At 24.2% G+C, this 3,450-nt stretch carries 2 protein-coding genes; both read right to left on the minus strand.

Annotated elements, in window-relative coordinates:
* Nucleotides 1-342 precede the first annotated feature (342 nt).
* Complete coding sequence (locus B2671_RS16160) at nt 343-2,037, minus strand: ABC transporter ATP-binding protein (protein WP_346871323.1); 1,695 nt, start codon at nt 2,035-2,037, stop codon at nt 343-345.
* Between the two features lies 1 nt (nt 2,038).
* A complete protein-coding gene (locus tag B2671_RS16165; RefSeq protein ID WP_346871324.1) occupies nt 2,039-3,373 on the minus strand; it encodes a radical SAM/SPASM domain-containing protein in 1,335 nt (444 codons plus the stop codon).
* Nucleotides 3,374-3,450: the final 77 nt, after the last annotated feature.

Raw genomic sequence — 3,450 nt, forward strand, 5'->3', positions numbered from 1 at the left:
TCAATAGTTGTATGAAAAAAACTTTAAGTTAGAATATAAATATGCCACCTAAACTATAATGAAGGGGGTGATAGTTATGAAGAAACATAAAAAGAAAAAGAGATATAAGAATCCTAATACCTTATATCCCTCGACTGTTATAATAAGTCTACTTCAAATAGCTTATTATATAAAATATTTAATAAAATAAATTAACAACATTATACCCAAAGTATTTAAATTATAAAATATAATTTAGTGTACTTGAGGTATAAGTATATCTTCTTAAATTTCACTTTTTCTCACTCTTGCAATAAAATATATACTATAAATTTTATATCTTAGCAAATTGAGTTGGCTTGATTATTGAATATTATATAAACTATAGAAATAAGAATTTTTATTAATTAAAGATTCAAATGACCCCATTTCAACTATAGCACCATCTTTTAAAGCTATAATACAATCATATCTTCTAAGCAATTCCTTATTTAACTTATGAGTAATCACAATAATTGTAGTATCTTTTAAGTTAAGTATTGAGTCTTCTATGTTATAAGATGTTTCTGGATCTAATGCTGCAGTAGCTTCATCTAAAATAATTATAGGTGACTTTCTTATTACAGCTCTAGCTATAGATAATCTTTGCTTTTCTCCACCTGATAAGTTTAATCCATCCTCACCAACCAAGTTATCTAAATGATTATCTAAGCCATTAATAGTTGATTCTAATCCTGCAACTTTAATAGCATTTTCAATTTGATAATCATTATAATTATTATATAAGGTAATGTTATCTTTTATACTTCCATCAAATATAAATACATTTTGATGAATTACGGAAATTAAATTATATAAATCTGTAGTGTCAATATCTTTGTTATTAATGTCATCTATCAAAATTTCACCCTGATAGTTTCGATAATAGTTAGTAAGTAACTTAACCAATGTAGATTTTCCACTACCACTAGTACCAACCAGTACGTATTTTTTACCTTTTTCAATATTAAGCGAAATATTTTTTAAAGCATACTTATCATCTGAGTAGCAAAAACTAATATCCTTAATCTTTATATCATTTTCAAAGTTATTCTTACGAATATTATGTTTATTAACAGTCTTAGGCTCTATTATATCTATAATTCTATATTCTAATAACTTCACAGATTTTAAAACATTTAACCCATTAGATATTTCTACAATAGGATTAGCAATATTGTTCATTAATTGAGTTGCTGCAATCAGTGTTCCTATTGTTATAGTTCCCATAATAGTAAGGTAGGTTCCTATTGACAGTGCACTAAAGAATATACACATAGCTAAAGCACGTGATAAGCTAGTAGCTAATCCTGCAGTTATTGAAAGTTTCTTTTTAGATGCTTCCACTTCTTTATTTATTTCACAATAAGTACTTGTTATCTTATTGGATATATTGAAACATTTTACAATTTCATAACCACCAAAAATATCTTTTATCTTTGACGTAAATCGAGACAAATTTTCTGAATAACTTAGTTTTAATTTTTGAATTTTTTTGTTAACAATTTGAGGTACCAATATTGTTATTATTGTTGTTAAAAATACACCTACCGTTATAATCCAATTAAGTTTTATTAATAATATACTGGCTACTATAAAGGAAAAAGCAGAATCAATCATTTCAATGATATTATTATAAAAATCACTCTCTATTATGTGTAAATCATTAGTTAATAGTGAAAGATATTGAGCACTTTTTTCATTATTGAAATCTTCAATATTTTTATCAATTATTTTATTAAATATATCTTCCTTTAAGTTAACCATAGTTTTTTCTAGTAGTTTAGCTTTCATAACGCTTCTAGCATATGATGTTATAAATAAAGCTACTATATATATAACTATGAACATAATTGCTATATAAAAGTTTGTGAAGTCTTTTGTTGAAGATAAATCTAATAAATATTTTAAAATATAAGCTAACATAATATTCAATGATGATGATAATACTATAAATATAGCGGTAAACAATAATAAAATCTTAGACTTAAATACATGTTTTATTAGTGATGTTCTCATTCTACACCTCTACAATTTCCTTTAAGTTTTTAATCAATAAATTAAGTTTTTCACTTTTAATGTATCCACACAACTTATTTAAAACTTTTTCTGTAAATAATTTATTATAATTACATTTAGCTTCATTGTAATAAGATTCTTTATTAGAATCTGTCAAAGATGTGTAGGCTATGCATTTACTACACCAATAACGTGCTACACAGTCATAACAATTAGTTAGATTAGACTTACCTATAGTTTTCAAATTTGTATTAACTTTATTAAAGGTTGTATCATCATTGTTGTAAATACTTCCCATGTAGAAATCCTCTCTATTTATATATGCTTGACATGGCCATATTTCTCCCTGGTGATCAATTAAAATTTCTCTTACCCCGGCATTACAAAAGTTATCATTATAATTTTTGTTAAAAAATAATAATAATGAAATTATCAAAGAACCTTCTACAGGCTGATTTTTAAGTATAGATTCAAAAGTGTTTTCGATAATCTGTTCAACATTTTCAGATTTGCATTTTGATGGTAAAGATATATTATTATCATCACTAAGAACATCAGCTATTAAAATATTTTTTATCCCATAATTATTGTAAAAGAAATCTAACAATTCTTGTTTTGAGTATTTTTCAAAGGATTGTTTTGTATATGTAGATTCTATTAGCTTTATAGCTTTAGATGTTTTTCTATTGATTTTATGAATATTTTCTGAAATTGTATCAAAAGTTCCATCTCCATTTTTATATTTTCTATAAATATCATTAATTTCTTTAGGACCATCTATACTACCAGTTATTTTAATACTATACTTATTAATCAAATTAATAATATCATCACTTAAAATTGTTAAGTTTGTTACAGCTGCAAAACTAGTGGGTTTTTGATCTGAAAAATATTTGCAAAAGTATTCAATTACAGGTACATTTAGAAATGGCTCTCCTCCAAAAAATGATATTTCATCAGCTTTGGGAAATTTAGTCGTGATATAATTACATATTTTTTCTGCCGTATCTATAGTCATTACCCCATCTTCATTATGATAATTACCTTGATTGGCATAACAATATGTGCAATTCAAATTGCAAGTATTACTTACATTTATTCTTATACTTTTTATGTAATCATTATACAATGGTTTTTCACTGCTTCTTTTAAAGAACATATTATACATTTCTAAAGTCTCATTGTCATTATTAATATCTAATTGTTCTTTATTAAAATATAAGTTATTAAATATTTTAAAATGTTTATCATCTAATTCAAAAATATCCATATTTGTTAAATCAAAAAGTATTTTAGAATCTTCATTGATATATACATTATTTTTAGAATAATACATAATACTCTCCCCTTATACATCCTTATGTTTATAAATAAAGATTTAAATAAATTTAAAAATAAAAGTATTATCCTTGC

Source organism: Clostridium sp. UBA5119 (genome assembly GCF_002414285.1).
GTDB lineage: Bacteria > Bacillota > Clostridia > Clostridiales > Clostridiaceae > Clostridium_J > Clostridium_J sulfidigenes.